Genomic DNA, 20,795 nt, shown 5'->3' with positions numbered 1-20,795 from the left:
TGTGATGATTATTACCAATGTAAATATGGTTCTGGAACATGAAGTAGTAACAGGGTCACTAGAAGTTCGTGAAGGCCGCATCGTGGCGCTTAGTGATACCCGAAGCCAGCACAGCAGTGCCATAAATGGCGACGGCGCTTACCTGCTGCCAGGCCTTATTGAATTGCATACCGACAACTTAGAGAAGTTTTTCACCCCACGGCCTAAGGTTAGCTGGCCCAGTGGTTCGGCCATGGCCAGCCACGACGCCTTAATGATTTCCAGCGGTATCACCACCGTGCTTGATGCCATTGCATTAGGTTACATTAACGACCACGGCACTCGCCTTGCCAACCTTGAGCGGATGCTACACACCATTGTGAATAGCCAGCAACGCGGCGTTAATCGGGCCGAGCACATGCTGCACTTGCGCTGCGAACTGCCGAATGCTGATACCGCCAACATATTCGAAACTTTGGTTGAACAGGGGCCAGTAGCCATGGTGTCGTTAATGGATCACACACCTGGCCAACGCCAATTTGTAGACAGCGAAAAGTATCGCACTTACTACATGGGCAAATACGGCTTAAACGATAAAGAAATGGCAGCATTTGAAGCCGAGCAAACTGCTGCGTCCGAGCAGTGGTCAGACGCTAATCGCAAACACATAGCGGCCTCTGCCCGCGAGCGAGGCATTGCCTTAGCCAGCCATGACGACGCCACTCTTGAACACGCCCTAGAGTCTGCATCATTAGGTTGTGCCGTTGCCGAGTTCCCTACCACTGTTGCTGCGGCTAAAGCCTCGCATGAAGCGGGTTTACAAGTAATGATGGGCGGACCAAATATTGTGCGTGGCGGCTCTCACTCTGGCAACGTAGCCGCGGCAGAGCTGGCTCGCGAAGGTGTGCTGGATATTTTGTCGTCTGATTACTACCCAGCCAGTTTACTCGATGCCGCATATATGGTGGCTAACATGGAAGATAACAACTACGATCTTTGTCAGGCCATTCAAATGGTTAGCCTAACTCCAGCCCATACCTTAGGCATGGACGACCGAGGCAGTATTTGTGAGGGTAAACGGGCCGACTTGGTATTAGCCAAACCCAATGATGAGCGCTTGCAAGTACTGCAAGTATGGCGTGAAGGAGAGCGAGTATTTTGATGACTTCGCTAACTGCCAGTGAACTAAACGGCGAAGCCAAGTTGTTTTACTTGGTGGGGCCTTCTGGCTCAGGTAAAGACAGCATAATTAATGGCTTACGTAGCCAGTTGCAAGCGGACAGCAACCTGCTGATTGCTCATCGCTACATCACCCGCGCGGTAGATGATAGCGGTGAAAATCACATTGCCTTAAGCGTGCCAGAGTTCACCCATCGTAAACACAGCGGCTTATTTGCGATGGACTGGCAGGCCAATGGCTGCAATTACGCAGTGGGTAACGAAGTAAATACTTGGTTGAGCATGGGGTTCTCGGTGCTTTTCAACGGCTCTCGCCAACAGATCCCCTTAGCTGAAGAGTTATTTGGGGAGCGCTTGCGAATAATCGCCTTAGAAGTAGACCCCAGCATATTGGCCGAACGCCTGCGCAAGCGCGGTCGTGAATCTGAACACGATATCTCAGCACGGCTGCACCGCAGCGAACAATATCAGGCTTCTCTACCAGAAAAGTGTTGGCGCTTAGACAACAACCGCAATCTAGACAGCACAGTGAGCAAACTGCTCAAATACATTGAAACCGAAACTACCGAGTTATATATCCAATGAAACTAACCCTACTTGGCACCGGTAATGTAACAGGCTGCCCAGTTTACGGCTGCGATTGCCTCGCCTGCCAGCGAGCAAGCTTAGACCCCAGCAAAGCAAGATTGCTTTGCTCAGCGGTGCTAGAGGTAAACGGCCAACGAATACTCATCGACGCCAACCATCCGCAGTTACAAACCCGCTTTCCAGCTGGGTCTATTGATGCCATGTTACTCACCCACTTTCACATGGATCATGTACAAGCTTTATTTGAATTACGCTGGGGAGTGGCCGAGCCAATTCCGGTTTATCACCCAGATGATCCCTTAGGGTGTGATGACCTATTTAAGCACCCTGGTTTACTAGATTTTCAGCCAGCTAGGCAGGCCATACATAGCTTTTCCTTAGCAGGTATCAACATAACTCCCCTAGCGTTAAATCACTCAAAACCTACTCTAGGCTACTTGTTTACCAGCGAAAATGGCCGGATTGCCTACTTAACCGATACCTTAGGGATCCCAGACCAAAGCTGGCAACAATTGCTGCGCCAGCCGCCAAAATATGTAGTGATTGATTGCAGCAACTCTCCCCTGCATCGTTCGGGCAATCACAATAATCTTAGCGACGTACTTGAGTTAGCGCATGCTCTGCCAGACAGCACTTGGGTGCTCACTCACATTGGCCACGATTTAGACGAATACCTCATGCAACACCCCAACTGCTTATCCAGCAATGTGCTGGTTGGGCATGATGAATTATGCCTAAGCCTATAACTTCAAAGGAATAACCATGGCGATAGTAGACCCCGGCGCAAATTTAAACAGCCAGCCCAGCGTAGCTAATAGCAGTAAAATAACCAGCTCTGAGCTAGGCAGCTGGACTGAAATTGGCGAGCGCTGCCTATTAGACAACGTGCAATTTGGAGATTACAGCTACGCCCAAAACGACGTAGATATTGCTTTATGCGAAGTAGGAAAGTTTGTCTCTATTGCTTCAAGCGTAAGGGTAAATCCCAGCAACCACCCGTGGTGGCGGCCAAGCCTGCACCACTTTAGCTACCGCCCGCAAAAGTATGGAATGGCAGCAACGGTAGACAAACAAGTATTTGATTGGCGCGCAAATAACAAAGTGCAGATTGGTCACGACGTATGGATTGGTCACGGCGCGATTATTATGCCGGGTGTAAACATTGGTAATGGCGCCATTGTTGGCTCTGGCAGTATTGTTACTAAAGATGTACCCGCTTGGCACATCGTAGTGGGTAACCCTGCCAAGGTATTAAGGCCGCGCTTTGATGAACCAAGCACTGGCGAGCGCCTAGAAAAACTCGCCTGGTGGGATTGGTCGCATGAAAAGCTTGCCGAGGCTCTACCCTTGTTCCAAGAAGACTGCTTAAGCTTTCTAGAGCATTATGAGAAACAACTGTTAAGCGAAAGCGTTTAGTGGCACTAGCCCAAACGAAAGTTCGCTTAGCCACTCATGGAATGGCCATTGCCCAAACACTGCTTTGGGCATGCCTTTACTATAGCTTTCCTGCCATGCTGCTCACTTGGCATCAGCAGCTTACTTGGTCGATTGCTGATGTTTCATTAGCATTCACGATTTGCTTAGTCGCCTCTGCACTTTGCTCGCCATTTATTGGCCGGTTAATCGACAAAGGGTTTGGCCCAAGGGTTTTAAGCTGCAGCGCTCTGCTGGGCGGAATAGCTTTGCTGGCGATTAGCCAGGTGCAGAGCTTATGGCAGTTTTATGTTGCTTGGTTAGTGCTAGGCTGCGCTAGCGCAGGGTGTTTATACGAACCTTGTTTTGCTTTTCTTACCCGTTATCGCGGGGACAACGCTAAATCGGCGATCACCAAGGTCACCTTATATGCTGGCTTTGCAGGTACCCTAAGCTTTCCACTTTGCCATTACCTTATCGACCTCTTAGGCTGGCGAATAACGTCCGTGAGTTTGGCCTTGATTGTTTTGCTCATCGCTACTCCATTGCTGTTTATTAGCGCCAAGTTAATTCAAGGGGCCCAAAGCTCAGCGCTTCGCAAAACGAAAGCCATCGCAGGCACTCAGCAATCGAGCGCGCCAAATGCTCAGCTTAAAAACGCAGTGTTCTGGTTTATTGCCTTAGCCTTTTCACTTAGCGCACTTAACCATACGGTATTAGTCAACTTTTTGTTACCAAGCATGCACGCTCTCAACTTTAGCGCAGATAATGCCGTATTAGTCATGGCGATGATTGGCCCAATGCAAGTACTTGGGCGCATCGCCATGATCAGTGTAGATAAACGACTATCGAATACCCTTATAACCATGCTGTGTTTTGGCAGTTTGCTCGTTGCCGCCGGTTTGTTGTGGCAACTCGAACAACTTCAGCACCTTATTTGGCTGTTTGTCGTGTTACAAGGGAGTGCTTATGGCGTGACCAGTATTTTGCGGCCAGTGTTAACCAAACAATTACTCGGTGAACAAGGTTTTGGAGCGATATCGGGAATGTTGGCCGTGCCCTATTTACTCGCCAGCGCAAGTGCCCCGTTTCTTGGTGCTTTTGCTTGGCAGTTAAATCAGCAGCAGGGTATTTTTGGTTTAGTCAGCCTTAGTGCAGGCCTAGGGTTTGTAGCAATGGCAGCCTGTTGTTTGCAACAAACTGCCAAAATAACTCGCTATCAGAAGTTAACAGCTAAACCTAAGTAAGCGCCGCTATTACTGGTGCTGTAGCTACGTGTTGCAATATCTTCGTACTGGTAACCCGCAGAGATATCAATGGTGCTCGCCACTAAATCAAACAGTTCGTAGTTAACACCCGCGCGGAAACGGTTAGCTTTGTAATCTTCATCGGTAAGCGACAGTTTTAAATCACTTTCCAAACCTAAGCCAGAACCAGGGAAACGCCAAGCCACACGCCCTACAGCGTATACTTGCTCACCGTCATCAGAGCCAGCTAAGGCAGTGTTGGCACTGTCCCAACGCTCGTAACCCGCACCCAAATCTAGATAAAGGCCTGCAGTATCAAACAAGTTGTAATACAACTCACCTTGGTAGCTAGAACCATCTGCCGCATCACCTTGCTTACGTTTGTTAGCACCTACTGCCACATTTGGAATTAGCGGGATAGGATGCTTAAAACGCAGCTCTAAATCACCTTGCCAAGCCGACGAGGCTTTTGGGTCAGTATTGGTTTGAGCGATATGGCTAGCCAGTGTTAAACCTAGTAGATCGGCTTGAGCAGGAAGAGCAGCGAACATAGCAGCGCCAACAACAGCGAGGCGTAATTTCATGTTGAGTCCTTTAACTAAACAACTTCTTATGAGGGTAAGGCGGCATTTTGCCACGCCACTTAGTGAACACCAAGAGAAAAAACTAAATATGCAACCCTATTCAGTTTATTTTACTAAAATAAACTGAATAGCCACATTTAATCTAAATTCAAAGCAAATAGCCATGAAAGATTAAGCATAAACTCAATATTTACCACTGATTATGCATATCGTTTAAAGCTTGATGTAATAAGTCATCATCATTATCTTGATTCACCTGATGCTGAACGAGTGTGTCATCGTGTATGACTTGCTCATTAAGCTTATGTTGCTCATGTTTATCTTCATCTAGTGGATTTTCAAACGCGTCGATAGGCTGACTATCAAACAATTCTTCATCTTGGTTAATCTGTGTTGCTGCCATATCAGGTAAGTCTGTCGTCAAAGGTACCTCAGAAGCCGGCGTAATATCGGCATGACTTACGCCAACCATTTGTAAATAGTGATCGATGGGCGAGCTGGCCTCCGACTGATTTAGCGGGTCTAAATGCACCGACTGGTGAGGAGTACTTTCATCGGCAGCGCCAATATCTGATACTACATGGTCAAATGATGATTCATCTTCAGTGATGCTTGCGCTAAAAGCCATTATGTCGTCAGGTGCGTCGTGCATGTCCGCTGCAGGTGGCATAGCCACAGACGTGTCAGGTGTGACGGTCATAGCAACAAGATGAGTAGACGTTTGATTATGACCGCTATGTCCATGAACATAAGTCACATCTAGATTAACTTTGACATCGACATTTGACGCATGCGCATCATGATAAACAACTTGAAATACATCATGATGCTCTTCTGATACTGTTTGCCCTGCCCAATGGCTGCCTCCAGCAGCCTTGTTTCCTGGGGTTGGCGCTTGACTATAAACATAATCAACGTGACCGGTATCAGGGTCGATAGTTAAGGTGCCATATTGGCCATGTAGGCTGGTTGAGGTATGACCCTTACCATCTGTAATTGCCCAACCTCCGCTGGGTAAATTAGGGGTGAGTTGTTGTATTAACGGGGGGACGACCAAATCGCCAGATATGTGCGAGCCAATACTGCCACCGCCTGTAGGTGTCGGTGGCGCTTTAAAGCTCAAGCTCGGTACTGGATTAGCACTATCTCCAACGAATAAAGGACTGTGTATGGATGCTAAGTTACCAGCAAGATCGTGAACCGAGGCGGTAACATCAACCGTGCCTCCCGGCAGTGCTTGCACCTCTACTGCGGTTAAGGAAGTACTCCAGGCGCCATGAGCCACAACAGCTTGGTAGTGATGACCGCCAATGGAGACTGTAACCACTTGTCCATCTTCAACCCCAGACACGGTACCAGCGATATCAATCGCTTGGTGGTGTTCACTCGCTTCAATAATATTGTCTCCGGAAATGGGGTTAACCCGAATGCTTGCGCCTGTATCTATGCTGTAGTGATGGTTATCTGTCGCGGTGGCACTGTTTCCGGCTTCATCGGTTATAGTGATTGATGCCATGATATTGGTGTGACTGCCCAGTTGGTCGGCGGGAACGTCAATAGAGAATTGATGATTAGCATCAACTGCACCGGTGTATGTGCGTGCCCCCAGCGTAAGGGTAACCTTATCTCCTACATTGACCTCGCTGCTCACTGTCCCAGTGACCGCTAGATTAGCACTAAGCTCTGTTTGATTAAGCACGTTATCGGCGGTAACAGGATCAAGACTAATATGTGGCGAAGGTGATTGGGTGTCTAGGGTGAAACTAAGACTGCTGGCTGCTGAAGCATGCCCAGCACCATCAGTCTGTCTCACCTGTAGCTGATTGACCCCTTCAATTGGCGAAAATTGAGTAGTCCAATTTTTGCCGCCGTCAATAGAATACTCTACCTGCATTCCCGCTGTTTGGCCTGAGATGCTAAGCGTCCCATCCTGAGTGACTAAATCTGTAGCCGAGCTACCGGTATCATTTGCCAGTGCTACCGTTAACGGTGCAATAAAGGGAGGCTGGTATGGATCTATATGAATACTCAAGGTGTTCTGGCTATTATCCGCATAATCACCGTGCGTGTCTGTTACTCGATAGATAAGAGAAGGCACTTGCCCACTAAAAGAGTTGTTTGGAGTAAAGCTGTAGTCGCCATTGGCTGAAATCGCAATCATCCCAACACCGCTAATGTTGTGAGTTTGCCCCGCTTGAACCGTCACGTAGTGCTGCGTTACAGGATCTTTATACTGCACATCATGAAGCTCTAAGTGTGCACCATCATCCACATCTGTTGCGCCTTGGAGTAGATTCCCTGTAACCGGGCCATTGTTTTGTGGCGAATGCGGGCTAAAGCTGTGAATAATCGGTTTGTCGCTGGTGCCAGTGATAACTACTCGTGCTTGCTGCTGCGAGGCTTGTAGGTTGCTGCCCGCGCTTTGTTGTAACTGATACTTAATGTCAATGGTTGAGGCAATGCCGTTAGCTAAGTGGTTGTAGCTATTGTGGGCGGGGTCGACCTGCAAGGTATGCCCGTCTCTGGCAAGCATAAAACCATCGGGCACCCGATTAGAAAAGTGGATACCGTCAGTTGAAAATTGCAATTTTCTCACGCCCGTAGCATTAAGCCCGCCAAAGAGATCGAGTGACTGCTGTGCTTCCCCTTCGTTGAGGCTGAGGCTAGGGCGATCATCATGGCCGTGAACTTGAATGTTGATGGTGTGGCTAGCGGTGCCGTCGGGTGAACTAAAGGTAAAGCTATCGGTGACCATTTGGCCTGCCTTTAAGGCATTGGTTGCGGCTAAGTTGTTGTTTAGGCTATATGCCCAGTGGCCATCTGCTTCTAAATTTATTTCACCATATTGCCCCAGTAAATGAGCTTGTGGCACAAAGTTGGCTTCGCCACTATCGACATCGGTCAGTGCCAGCAGCCCCGTAAGGCGGTTTGTAGCGCTATCTTCGAATATATTGACGTTCGATGATGCTTGTGACTGACCATTGATATGGGCCGCATCATTCACCGCCATTAAGGTTGTACTTGCGCTGGTATGGGTGACACCGCCATGACGATCGGTGACGTCATAACTAAAGTGAACATCGCCGTTAAAGTCTTTCTCAGGGGTAAAGGTGAAGCTGCCATCGGCATTGGTGCTGATTGTCCCATGATCGGCTGTTAAGTGGGTGGCGCTTAGCCAGCCTTGATCGTTGCGGTCACTATCACTGGCATGGGCTAACAAATCCTGTTGGGTTAATATAACCTGTTTATCTTCACTGCCTTGGGTCAACACAAGTCCACTTGTCACAGTTGGAGCATCGTTACTACCGTGCACGACGACAGTGACCGTTTTACTCACTTTGCTCCCATCAGTTGATAGCGATTCAATGGTGAAATGCTCGTTCCACTCATCACCTTGCCCCAAAGCACCTGCTTTTGCTTCATCTACCACGTAGTGCCAGTGACCATCGGTATCAACTGAAAACTCACCATATTTACCAGCAGTTTGGGTAATGGCCCAGCTCACTGAATCATGAGTATCACTATCATGGGCCTGTAGCTGACCACTGACTTGTGCGCCTGTTGATTGATGCTCAATCACATCGCCAAGATGATTGGGGGCATCAATAATCACATGATCTTCTGTGCCTTTTATCTCTACAGACAGTGCTTGGCGGGTGCCGTCTGGCGCAACTAAAGTGATACTTTCGTGTAAAGATTCCCCTTCTTTTAAACCTTGAATCGATGGGTTGCGATTATCACCGTTATACAACCAAACTAGCTCGCCCTTGTGCGGGCCATGGGAATATGTTGTTAGTTCGAACTTGCCATAATTGGTTTGGATATCAAGAGGCGACCCGACTTGCCAAGTAACAGTTTTTCCACCAAACTCAATGTCGATTTGATCAACCTTACTGTCTGTATCCGTAATCGTTAGTTGATGCCATTGGGTACCAGCAAAACGGCTGCCACCAAAGTTGCCATAAGAGTTGGCACCAGGGTCGATGTCTTCTTTAACAGAGTCAGTTGTAACGCCGCCAAATACAGTTTTGTCGTCAACTGCAGCTAGGTTGATGGATGCACCTGTATGTGTAATACCACCGTGGGCATCTTTCACATTGTAAGTAAAATGCACCTCGCCGTTATAGTCTTTTTCTGGCGTAAACGTAAAGGTGCCATCGGTATTTAACGCAATAGCGCCATGATCAGCCTGTAGGTTTTCAATGGATAATTTTCCAATATCGTTGTCATCAATGTCGGTAGTATTGGCAAGCAATTGTGCAGAGGTGAGAACAATTTTGCTATCTTCTAATCCATTCGCTAAACGTACTTCAGCTGTTGCGACGGGGGCATCATTGGTGCCGTGAACGGTCACTGTGATATCTTTATGTGCACTACCATCGATAGATTCCACGTTAAATATTTTTTGATAGCTTTCGCCAGCACCTAGATGTTGTAACTTGTCATTATCAATCGTGTAAGCCCAATGACCTTGTGCGTTGATATTGAAATGTCCACCATCGGCGGTAGTGATATTTTGCGCGATAAAACCGGCTTGGTCATGATCTGGGTCGATCACCTGTAACGTGCCGCCTGCACGAACTTGGTTAGGCGTACTTCCTGGTGAAAGCTTGTCTTCATAAGCATTTTCATTAAAGCTTGAATATTTGCCAACTTCTATTTTTGCTTTATCATCTTCACCAATCACTTTAACCATTATGGTGAGTTTTTGACCATCGCTAGTAATAAACTCATAAGGGATTTCCATCGACTCACCAGCATGTAGGCTACTAATGAGATCATCTGCATGGCGATTAGTGCCTGCATTTAACATGAATTGATAAGAGCCATCAGGCCAGATATTAAGATGCCCAGGCTCAAATCCTTGGCCTAAATAAGTACCGCTAAACTGAGAGAACTGTGTGTGATCACCACTATCAGGATCGATAAGCTGAAGGTTGCCTTTATAGGTTGTAAACTGACTATCGATCGCTTGTGTTTCGGTTAATTGAATAACATTAGATACCAGTGTGGCCTTATCATCAGTACCTACTATAGTGAGCGTAGCGGTTTGCTGTGTACTCCCACCATGACCATCTTCTACTTGATAGGTGATAGCCACCTTTTGCGACTGACCATTTGCTAAATGATTAAATGCGGCATCAGTGGAGTCAACAATCAACGTATGCCCATCAGCGCCTAAGGTAATGCCCGTTGGAAGTTGGCCCGACTGAGGCTGACCATCAATAGCATATTCCAGATGGCTGATGGTTAACGCGTCGCCCTCTTTATCTGTGGCACCTAATAGCAGATTCAAGGAATGGTGGTTGTCAGTACCTTCAGTAACACTGTCAGTTAGAGGCGTCACATCCGGGTTATCGTTAACCGCCGCAAGAGTCGTACTCGCGTTGGTGTGGGTTATTCCGCCGTGGGCATCTTTGACGTCATAGCTAAAGTGCACCGCGCCGTTGTAGTCTTTCTCTGGTGTAAAGGTGAAACTGCCGTCTTGATTATGCTTAATGGAACCGTGGTCGGCACGCAGGTTCTCAATGCTCAGCAGCCCAGCATCATTTTTATCTACATCAACCGTGTTTTGTAGCAATTGCGCGACTGTAATAGTTTGGCGAGTATCTTCAGTGCCTGCATTAAGTTGCACTTCTGACGAACAATAGGGGCGATCATTACTGCCATGAATGGTGATAACAATGTCATGAGAGGTGCCATCTTTTGAATAAACTGTAATGGTATCGGTCAGGCTCTGTCCTTCACCGAGCTGGTCAATTGTCGATCCTCTGTGGGACGCGTAGCCACCTTTAATGCGCACACCGCCAGCATCAGCATAATAGGACCATTGACCATTTTCTTGCAGCAGTAGATCACCAAATTTACCCGAGTAGGTAAAGCCGACCCCGTGAGTGTTGAAGGCTGCTTCGCCGGAATCCAAGTCCGAAATGGTTAAGGTGCCACTGGCATACAGCGGGTTACGGCCAAGGTGAGCCATACCCGGTTGCGCATAGTCAGGTGACATATCTTTACCGGCGGAATTTTCGGTAACACTGCCGATATCGACACCGCCAATGACAGCGGCGTTATTAACTCCAGTAATACTAATAGTAAGGTTTTGAGTAGAGCTGGCATTATGCTCATCGGTTACAGTGACCGGGATGGTAAGGTTTTTTGTGACGCCAGATGCTAAGGATTGATAACTTGAGTTGCTCGGATCGAAGCTATAGCTGCCATCAGTGTTAAATATCAGTCCATCAATTTTGGGAGTTGAGTAATGCAGTGTTGCGCCAGTATCAATATCTTGCCCACGCATTTGCCCATATATGAGGGCACCACCTTCAATAACCGTATGCGACTGTGCAGCAATCGTGGGTCTGTCATTTGTACCGTGAACCGTCATTTCAATGGTATGAGTGGTGCCATCCGCTGAGCGAATAACAACCGAGTCTTTTATCGCTTCTCCCTCTGCCAGGTGTTGAATGTTTCGATTGTCCAAGGTGTAGGTGTAATGACCATTTTGCATTAGCACCACATGGCCGCCTAGCTTAGTGTCATAACCAATACCTTGGTTGGTTTGTGGGCCAATATTTGGATCAAATTTAGCTTCACCGGCATCTGGGTCTTGGATGTTCAGTTGGCCGTTATAATTAAGTTTGTAGTGAGTATCGATATAGCCGCGATCTTCAGTGACACCCCGTAAGTTCGGGTTTGTTTGGGCGTCGGTAATAACTGCATTATCGGGAGATGCTGCTAGGTCAAATTTGGCTTGGGTACTAACACTGCCACCTTGCCCATCTACTACGTTATAGCTCAAGCGAACTTCACCATTAAAATCCTTATCTGGAGTGAAGGTGTAGCTGCCATCGTTATTGTTTATGAGGTGACCATGGGAGGCTTGCAAGTTCTCGACTCGCAGAGTATCAGTGGTATCAATATCGCTTGCGTGTCTGAGTAGATCTGCGATTTGAATTATGACAGGTTTGTCTTCTGTTCCGGCTGCTAGTTGAGCCCAGGCAGTGACAATAGGCTTATCATTACTCCCCGTTACATCAACAACAACTTTATGTGGTATAGCCACTCCTGAAGAGTCAGTTGCCGTTACCCAAAATGTCTCTTGTTGCTGTTGACCTGCAGCCAGCTTATCTGTCGTGCCACCTGTTGAATTATCTAACTGATAACGCCAGTTTCCTTGCTGATCGATTGATAAATTACCAAATTGACCTTGAGGTTGACTAATCGCCCACTGAATACTGTCAGTTGAGTCAAGATCAGTCGCAATAAGGGTGCCAGTCGCATTCGCTTTCCCAGTAATATTTTCTCCCTGTTCAATAACGTTTCCTGAGGATACTCCTGAAATAACGGGTAAGTCGTTAGAGCCGTTAATGGTGACAGTGATCTTTTGCTCGGTGCCATCGATACTATGAACGACTAAGGTATCTGTAACCGATTCACCAGTTTTCAGCCCTTGAATAACGGTTTGAGAATTATCGGCAGTGTAAGTCCAATGGCCTAATTGATTAATCGACAAGGTACCAAATTGGCCTTGCAGTGTTGTGGCCGCAAACTGGTTTTGCCCTGCATCGGGATCGGTAACAGTGAGTGCACCTTCGACACGAAGTAGGCCATTATGAACCTCTTTATCTTCTGTGAGGTTTGCAGTAGAAGCGCCTGCAATTTGAGCTTTATCATCAGTCCCGTTAATTGTGACAGTGACTTGTTGTTCAGTGCCATCCACAGAATGAACCAGCAGGGTATCAGTTACTGACTCACCGCTTTTAAGGCCTTGAATTGCAGTCTGAGAATTATCGGCAGTGTAAGTCCAATGACCCAGATTATTGATACTCAGCGTACCGAATTGACCTTGCAATACACCTGCTTGGAATTGGTTTTCTCCAGTATCAACATCGGTAACAGTCAGCGCCCCATCAACACGAAGTTGACCCTGATGAACCTCTTTATCTTCTGTGAGGTTTGCAGTAGAAGCGCCTGCGATTTGAGCTTTATCATCGGTGCCGTTAATGGTGACAGTGATCTTTTGCTCGGTGCCATCGATACTATGAACGACTAAGGTATCGGTAAGCGATTCACCAGTTTTTAAACCTTGAATAGTCGCTTGTGAATTTTCGGCGGTGTAAGTCCAATGACCTAATTCATTGATTGAAAGAGTACCAAACTGCCCTTGTAATGAGGTCGCGGTAAATTGTGCCTGACCATTATCCGCATCCGTTACCGTCAGCGCCCCATCGACTCGAAGCTGCCCCTGATGAACCTCTTTCTCTTCAGTTAAACTTGCTGTTGCTGTGCCAGCAATCACGGCTTTATCATCAGTGCCGTTAATAGTGACAGTGATTTTTTGCTCGGTGCCATCGACTGAATGAACGACTAAGGTATCGGTAAGCGACTCACCGCTTTTAAGGCCTTGAATTGCAGTCTGAGAATTGTCAGCAGTGTAAGTCCAATGACCCTGATTATTGATACTCAGCGTACCAAACTGCCCTTGTAAAGATGTTGCTTGGAATTGGTTTTCTCCAGCATCAACATCACTGACAGTCAGCGCACCATCAACGCGAAGTAGACCACTATGAACATCTTTATCTTCTGTGAGACTGGCGGTTGCAGTACCTCCTATCACAGCTTTGTCATCGGTGCCGTTAATCATAACAGTGATCTTTTGCTCGGTGCCATCAGCAGAGTGGACTAGCAGCGTGTCGGTGAGTGACTCACCCGTTTTAAGTCCTTGAATAGCAGTTTGTGAGTTGTCAGCTGTGTAAGTCCAATGGCCTAATTGATTAATCGACAAGGTACCAAATTGGCCTTGCAGTGTAGTGGCCGCAAACTGGCTTTGCCCTGCATCGGGGTCGGTAACAGTAAGTGCACCTTCGACACGAAGTAGACCACTATGAACCTCTTTATCTTCAGTGAGGTTTGCAGTAGAAGCGCCTGCGATTTGAGCTTTATCATCGGTGCCGTTAATGGTCACGGTGACTTGTTGTTCAGTGCCATCAGCAGAGTGGACTAGTAGCGTGTCGGTGAGTGACTCACCCGTTTTAAGGCCTTGAATAGCAGTTTGTGAGTTGTCAGCGGTGTAAGTCCAGTGACCCAGATTATTGATACTCAGCGTACCGAATTGACCTTGCAATACACCTGCTTGGAATTGGTTTTCTCCAGTATCAACATCGGTGATAGTCAGCCCCCCATCAACGCGAAGCTGTCCGCTGTGAAGATCTTTGTCTTCGGTTAATGTGGCGGTTGCAGTACCTCCTATCACAGCTTTGTCATCGGTGCCGTTAATCGTAACAGTGATCTTTTGCTCGGTACCATCCACCGAGTGCACAAGCAGGGTATCGGTGAGTGACTCACCCGTTTTAAGTCCTTGAATAGCAGTTTGTGAGTTGTCAGCTGTGTAAGTCCAATGGCCTAATTGATTAATCGACAAGGTACCAAATTGGCCTTGCAGTGTAGTGGCCGCAAACTGGCTTTGCCCTGCATCGGGATCGGTAACAGTGAGTGCACCTTCGACACGAAGTAGACCACTATGAACGTCTTTATCTTCAGTCAGGCTTGCGGTGCTGGTGCCTGCTATCACGGCTTTATCATCAGTGCCGTTAATCGTAACAGTGATTTTCTGTTCGGTGCCATCGACGCTGTGCACCAACAATGTATCGGTAAGTGACTCACCGCTTTTAAGGCCTTGGATCGTAGGCTGAGAATTATCGGCAGTGTAAGTCCAATGACCTAATTCATTGATTGAAAGAGTACCAAACTGACCTTGAAACGAGGTAGCAGCGAATTGGTTTTGGCCTGCATCGGCGTCAGTGATAGTCAGCGCACCATCAACGCGAAGTAGGCCATTATGAACCTCTTTATCTTCTGTGAGGTTTGCAGTAGAAGCGCCTGCGATTTGAGCTTTATCATCAGTGCCGTTAATGGTGACAGTGATTTTCTGTTCGGTGCCATCGACGCTGTGAACCAATAACGTATCCGTTAATGATTCACCAGTTTTAAGGCCTTGAATTGAACTTTGTGAGTTGTCTGCGGTGTAGATCCAGTGACCCAGATTATTGATACTCAGCGTACCGAATTGACCTTGCAATACACCTGCTTGGAATTGGTTTTCTCCAGTATCAACATCGGTGATAGTCAGCACCCCATCAACGCGAAGTAGATCACTATGAACCTCTTTATCTTCAGTGAGGTTTGCAGTAGAAGCGCCTGCGATTTGAGCTTTATCATCGGTGCCGTTAATGGTGACAGTGATTTTCTGTTCGGTGCCATCGACGCTATGCACCAACAATGTATCGGTAAGTGACTCACCGCTTTTAAGGCCTTGGACCGTAGGCTGAGAATTATCAGCGGTGTAGGTCCAATGACCCAGATTATTGATACTCAGCGTACCGAACTGGCCTTGCAATACTTCTGCTTGGAATTGGTTTTCTCCAGCATCAACATCGGTGATAGTCAGCACCCCATCAACGCGAAGTAGGCCACTATGAACCTCTTTATCTTCAGTCAGGCTTGCGGTGGTGGTGCCTGCTATCACGGCTTTATCATCAGTGCCGTTAATGGTGACAGTGATTTTCTGTTCGGTGCCATCGACGCTATGCACCAACAATGTATCGGTAAGTGACTCACCGCTTTTTAGGCCTTGGATCGTAGGCTGAGAATTATCGGCAGTGTAAGACCAATGACCCTGATTATTGATACTCAGCGTACCAAACTGCCCTTGTAAAGATGTTGCTTGGAATTGGTTTTCTCCAGCATCAACATCAGTGACAGTCAGCGCACCATCAACGCGAAGTAGACCACTATGAACATCTTTATCTTCTGTGAGACTGGCGGTTGCAGTACCTCCTATCACGGCTTTATCATCAGTGCCGTTAATCGTAACAGTGATTTTTTGCTCAGTGCCATCGACTGAATGAACGACTAAGGTATCTGTAACCGATTCACCGCTTTTAAGGCCTTGAATAGCAGTTTGTGAGTTGTCAGCTGTGTAAGTCCAATGACCCAGATTATTGATACTCAGCGTACCGAATTGACCTTGCAATACACCTGCTTGGAACTGGTTTTGACCACTATCCACATCAGTAACTGTTAATACACCATCTGCATGCAGTTGCCCTTGATGAACATCTTTGTCTTCGGTGAGAACGCCACTATACCCTCCGCCAATGATCGCCTGTTCATTAGTGCCAAGAACTTGAATGGTTAAGTCTTGCTTAACTACTTCACCAGCACTGTCGGTAACACTAACAACAAAGTGCTCAACCCCCTGTTGCCCTTCGGTTAACGCAAGGGTTGCTGGTTGCTTGTTATCAAGCTGATATTGCCACTGCCCATTATCAGGGTTAATAGTTAATCGGCCATATTGGCCTTGAGAGTGGCTAACTGCCCATTGTAGTTGCTCACTATGGTCTGGATCTTTAGCAAATAACTGACCATCAACTTCTGAAAGTGCAGACATCTCAGTAACGTTGGCGTGGTGCAAACCAGAGATTTGGGGTTTATCATTACTGCCCTCCACCTCTATTGAAACCACCATCTTGATTTGATGCTGCAGATTATCTTTAACTACAACAACAAATTGCTCACTATGGTGCTCTCCTTCAGCCAAAGCATTAGTCGTATCTAGTGTATTATCTAACTGATAACGCCACTGCCCGGTATGAGAGTCTACAACCAGCTGGCCATATACCCCATTTCCTGACTCAACTGCCCAGCTTACTTGGTTAGCGTCAACACCAGAAACATGCAACTGACCGCTCACCTCGCTCACTTTATCTTCTTTTACTGATCCGCTTTGTTGCTGTGCCCCTTCAGCATGAATAACCGGTACTTGCTGCTGATCAGTTTGAGAGTGATTAACTTTAGTAAGCTGTTGTACTGTCACACTGGGCTTATAATGATTACCCTCAACATTTGCCAACTGGTTGCTCGTTAAACCCTTAACCCCAACATGATTAAGAAGTGAATGTGTAGCAAACCAATGAGAGTTGGCACTGCTACCCCCTCCTTTACCCACTCTTGCTGTCGCTTTGCTGCCATCAATTAAGGGAGCTTCCACCAAGGCAGCGCCAGCAACGGCTTTTGAAGTGTCATCGGATTCGGAGGATTTAGCATTAGCAGATTCCCCACCTCTACCAGTTTCCGAAATTGTCTCTGACGGATTTGTGGCTTCTGACAATAACCCCTCATCTGGTATAGCCTGCTGCTCACTTAGCAGTTGCTGATGAGATTTATCAGCAACTAAATCTTGATTGCTTAAACCTGCGGTTTTTACATCCCGTAACTCTTTTGCCTTAAGCCGTGCTACATCTTCATCAATACGCTTGGCTTTTTTTATGCCTTTATCTTTGTCGACACTGTTACTGCTTTTAGTAAGTTTACTTTTCGCTTTTAGGGATGATTTGTCTTGCTGCTTAGTCATAACAAACCTCTCTTAACGTTCACCAAAGGCAGTGGTTATGTTGGTAAATACCGGTTTCCATAAGTATTGAAATACCGTTTTATCACCCGTCACAATATCTACCTCACCTGTCATCCCAGGAATAAGCCCAAAGCGCTCGGGATCATCGTTAAAATAGGGTTTTTCTATGCTAATTTTTACCTTGTAGAAAACGCCCCCCTTTTCATCGGTATCAGTAGAAGGAGAAATCCTTTGCACAATCCCATCTAAAGCCCCATAACGACTGTAATCAAAGGCATCTATTTTTACTCTTGCCGCTTGGCCTTCTGTGACAAAACCAATATCACGCGGAGATAACTTTGCTTCAATGAGCGCTTCTTTGGTGGTTGGTACAATCACCGCAACCGTTCCGCCGGGAGCAATAACGCTGCCAGAAGAGGTTGTAGGAATAGATTGCACAATCCCGTCAACCGGCGCTAAAACGGTAGTTTGAGAAACTTGAGAACCGGAAGATTTTAAGCGAGCCTCAATGCCTAACAACTCAGCTTGCGCCTCGGCACGTTTTTCCCCCACTTGGTTAAACAAGGCTGCGTTCTTTTGCTCTAATTGCTTATTTAAGTTTGTTAGCGTTTTACTTAATACCTGCTCTTTGCCTTCTAACGATTTTAATTCTCGCACGTAAGAATCTAGCTTTTGTTGAGCCTCTAAAACTTGAAGCTTAGACACCACTTGAATGCCACCAGGAGACTTCATCATGTTAATCGTTTTACGCGACGCGGCAATTTGGTCGCTCAAGGCTGGCACCTCATTTTCAACCGCGGTTAATTCTGCTTTTGCTTTCGCTATCTCTGATTCAGTAAGTGCTGAGGTTGCCTCTAACTCATTATTCATTCTTTTTAGCGCTGATTGATGCTGCTGCACTAATTTAGGGTATTCACTTTCAAACGCGGAGAAATCAGCAGCGCGCTGCTCAACAAAAGCGTTGTAGCGCTCTATGCGCAACTCTAAATTAGCTTGCTTACTCGATAGTTCTTCTTCTAAAGACTGGCTGTCGATAGCAACAAAATTAGCGAGAATATCTCCTTGCTTGACCACATCACCTTCTTCAACACTCACCGACGCCAATGTTCCACCAAGTTGGCTTTGGATCACTTGCCTATGTCCGAGCGGAACAACCTGTCCTTTTGCTTTAGCAATTTCTTCAACGGTAGTAAAAATTGACCACAACAGCATCCCCAATACTGAAACAGCGATAAACCAAGTAATGCGACGAATAAGTTTGCGTTCAGCTGGGGCTTCAATAGCATCAGTAAACTCATGCTCTGGCCAAACTCGCTTAGCCAATTGACGTTGTTCCATACTTACTGCTCCGTTTGGTTATTAGCTTGAGGTTGTTGCGAAGGAATAGGACCGACATAAACCGCAGCGCCCTTGTCTAAAATAATGACTTTATCTGCCAATTTTATTAATTCTTGGTCGTGACTAGAAAACACTATAGTAGCCTTACCTCGCAGGCCTTCTAGTGTGTTAATTAGCTGGTGCTTAGCAGCCGGGTTTCGATTTGCTAAAGGCTCATCAAGTAATAGGTAAGGAGAGCCTTTTAGCAATGCTCTCGCTAGGCTAATATAGCTTCCCTCTACCGCAGAAAGCATTGCGCCATCTCCGCTGGTTAATGGGGTATCAAGCTGCTTATTTAATGTATTAAACAACGCCTCCCCTCCAGCCGCATACAAGGCATCAATGAGTTGCTGGTCGCTAGCTTCAGTATTTGCAATACGCAGATTGTCAGCTAGAGAACCTGGGAATAAATCTGGCTCAGCCGGGCAATAAGCAGCCCAAGATCGCACTAGCTCAGGATCGTACTGGCGAATGTTTTTGTTGTTTATCGCTACATAGCCAGCTTGAGGTTCAATTACCCCTAAAGCGGATAGCAACAATGAGGTTTTACCACAACCATTAGGACCTATAACCGCCACCATATCCCCGGCGTCTATATCGGCATTCACAGCCGACAACGCGGGCTCCATGTCGGCACTGTAACGCAGGGTTAAATGCTGGAACGACAAACTGGGAGGGCGTGTCATATCCGGCACATCTAAACGCAATTCACTGTTTTCGGTTTTAACCTGCATGAACCGGTCAAATTGCTCAGCGGCCCCCTTTAGCAAGGCGAACTTTTGCGTGGAACTAAACGCCAATTGAGCGGGGCCAGTGATTCGCCATATCAGCATGACACAGGCAATCAACGCCCCGGCTGATATTGCTTGATTAAGCACCAAGAAGATACCGCAAAACACGGTCACTAAAGCAGTAGATAAGCTCAAAGCATGAGCAACAGCAGCCAGTAGCCCATTGCGCGCGGCATAACGAAAGTTCTGCCGGCTATTCTCTCGGCATAAACGAGCAAACTTAGTAGTCCAAGCACCTACTTGCCCGGCCGCTTTTAGCTGAGTGAGATTTTTTGCTAATTCGTTAAGCGCATTTTGATATTCACCGGATACTGTAGGAGACGCGCTTTGAATATAGTTATGCATTAGGCGCATAACTAAATAAAACACCAGTAACATCAGCAGCGGCACCAGTACTAACCAACCACTTAACAAGGTAATGGTAGCTAGGGCAATAAAGGTAAAAGGTAAATCGATTAAACCGCCTGCGGCAGGGCCAGATAACACCGTGCGAACTTTTTCTGCATTACGCATACGCGCCACATGGTTAGCGATACCCACTCGCGACAACACCATTAATGGCATGTTTAGCAAACGTTGAAAGGTAACTTCAGATAAGTCCCTGGCCATGTGGTTACTCGCTGCAGACATCACTTTGGCTCTAATCAAGCGTGATGCAACTAAAATACTTAAGGCTAACGCCGCACCTAAAGCAATACTGGGCAATACCTCAGGTGTTTGACCGCCAATTACACGGTCATAAACTGCCATTGTAAATAGCGGCACGGCTAATCCCATCAAGCTAGACAATAAACTGAGCCAAAATACCGGCCGATACCATTTACTTCGCTTGCTCACTTGCTCAGCAAAAGCTTTCGCAGATGAGCCCTGCTGAGGCAAGCGCTCAATCATTATTAAGTGGGCATCTTCGCCAATAAATGCGGGATCACAGGCTTGCCAACGCTGATCGAACTTTTCAAGCTGTTCTCCATGACGCCGCAATAAAACGGGTGCTTGTTGTTCTGATATCAGCACAAAAGGGTGGGCACTTTGTTCTACCAAAGAAGGTAGATGACGATGAACTGAAAAGCCTACATGATGCTTTTTGAGTAACTCGGTAAACGCCAACACCCCAAGCGAGTCCAAACGCTGATCTTCGGCAACATTGTTAGCCTGAGAATACAAACCTAGCTGTTGCAGCAAAGTGATTAATAAAGGTCTTAAATCAATAGCTTGATCTTCCATA

Annotated in this window: 9 protein-coding genes; 5 read left to right on the top strand and 4 right to left on the bottom strand. The window is 46.9% G+C overall.

Features of this window, described 5'->3' with window-relative positions; translation table 11 throughout:
• Nucleotides 1-4 precede the first annotated feature (4 nt).
• Genes phnM through K5L93_RS16805 form a run of 5 tightly spaced genes read left to right on the top strand, consistent with a single transcriptional unit; the run spans nt 5 to nt 4,406 of the window.
• Nucleotides 5-1,141, top strand: a complete 1,137-nt coding sequence (phnM, locus tag K5L93_RS16825; protein ID WP_220720863.1) for an alpha-D-ribose 1-methylphosphonate 5-triphosphate diphosphatase — start codon at nt 5-7, stop codon at nt 1,139-1,141.
• Nucleotides 1,141-1,743, top strand: a complete 603-nt coding sequence (phnN, locus tag K5L93_RS16820; protein ID WP_220720862.1) for a ribose 1,5-bisphosphokinase — start codon at nt 1,141-1,143, stop codon at nt 1,741-1,743. The genes phnM and phnN overlap by 1 nt, the downstream gene beginning before the upstream one ends.
• Nucleotides 1,740-2,492: a phosphonate metabolism protein PhnP gene (phnP, locus tag K5L93_RS16815; RefSeq protein WP_220720861.1), complete on the top strand. Its 753-nt coding sequence runs from the start codon at nt 1,740-1,742 to the stop codon at nt 2,490-2,492. Before phnN ends, phnP begins: the two co-directional genes overlap by 4 nt.
• Nucleotides 2,493-2,508: 16 nt before the next feature.
• Nucleotides 2,509-3,162 (top strand): DapH/DapD/GlmU-related protein, encoded by a 654-nt coding sequence (locus K5L93_RS16810; protein WP_220720860.1) that lies wholly within the window; start codon nt 2,509-2,511, stop codon nt 3,160-3,162.
• On the top strand, nt 3,162-4,406 hold the full coding sequence (locus K5L93_RS16805) for an MFS transporter (RefSeq protein ID WP_220720859.1): 1,245 nt from the start codon (nt 3,162-3,164) through the stop codon (nt 4,404-4,406). The genes K5L93_RS16810 and K5L93_RS16805 overlap by 1 nt, the downstream gene beginning before the upstream one ends.
• Here K5L93_RS16805 and K5L93_RS16800 read toward each other — a convergent pair.
• The 4 genes from K5L93_RS16800 to K5L93_RS16785 all read right to left on the bottom strand — a co-directional run bounded on the left by K5L93_RS16800 (nt 4,379) and on the right by K5L93_RS16785 (nt 20,794).
• On the bottom strand, nt 4,379-4,990 hold the full coding sequence (locus K5L93_RS16800) for a porin family protein (RefSeq protein WP_220720858.1): 612 nt from the start codon (nt 4,988-4,990) through the stop codon (nt 4,379-4,381). The two genes, K5L93_RS16805 and K5L93_RS16800, sit on opposite strands and share 28 nt — an antisense overlap.
• A gap of 190 nt (nt 4,991-5,180) precedes the next feature.
• Nucleotides 5,181-17,402 (bottom strand): VCBS domain-containing protein, encoded by a 12,222-nt coding sequence (locus tag K5L93_RS16795; protein WP_220720857.1) that lies wholly within the window; start codon nt 17,400-17,402, stop codon nt 5,181-5,183.
• Between the two features lie 12 nt (nt 17,403-17,414).
• Entirely contained in the window at nt 17,415-18,740 is a 1,326-nt protein-coding gene (locus tag K5L93_RS16790) for an HlyD family type I secretion periplasmic adaptor subunit (RefSeq protein WP_220720856.1), read from the bottom strand.
• A gap of 2 nt (nt 18,741-18,742) precedes the next feature.
• On the bottom strand, nt 18,743-20,794 hold the full coding sequence (locus K5L93_RS16785) for a peptidase domain-containing ABC transporter (protein WP_220720855.1): 2,052 nt from the start codon (nt 20,792-20,794) through the stop codon (nt 18,743-18,745).
• Nucleotide 20,795 lies beyond the last annotated feature (1 nt).

The organism is Agarivorans litoreus, from assembly GCF_019649015.1.
In the GTDB taxonomy this organism is placed as follows: domain Bacteria; phylum Pseudomonadota; class Gammaproteobacteria; order Enterobacterales; family Celerinatantimonadaceae; genus Agarivorans; species Agarivorans litoreus.
Note: the sequence above shows the minus strand (reverse complement) of the source record. Positions and strands in the feature narration are given on the sequence as shown.